The sequence below is a fragment of the Salmonella sp. SAL4457 genome (assembly GCF_046548235.1).
Lineage (GTDB): Bacteria > Pseudomonadota > Gammaproteobacteria > Enterobacterales > Enterobacteriaceae > Salmonella > Salmonella enterica.
This window is the reverse complement of record NZ_JBGDZO010001497.1, coordinates 1-229: the sequence shown is the minus strand read 5'-3', so window position 1 is coordinate 229 and position 229 is coordinate 1. Positions and strand designations below refer to the sequence as shown.

The window sequence follows — 229 nt, the reverse complement described above, 5'->3', positions numbered from 1 at the left end:
AGCGGCTACGGTTCATCTTCGCGGTCGGCACCGCGCGCACCACGGCGAACGGCTGGCCGGAATCGTGGATCACTTCCTTGACCGTGGCCACCGGATAGCCGGCGGGGAAGCGTTGCCCCAGGCCGGAGCTGACCAGTAGGTCGCCTTCCTTGATGTCGGCGGTGTCGGCGACGTAGCGCAATTCCAGGCGCTCGGGATTGCCGGTGCCGACGGCGATGGCGCGCAGGCC

General features: G+C 69.0%; 1 protein-coding gene. It reads right to left on the bottom strand.

Going from position 1 to position 229, the window contains the following annotated elements; translation table 11 throughout:
• The coding region (mreC, locus tag ACLJNW_RS29190) for a rod shape-determining protein MreC (protein WP_410962166.1) at positions 1 to 229 on the bottom strand (229 nt) is incomplete at both ends.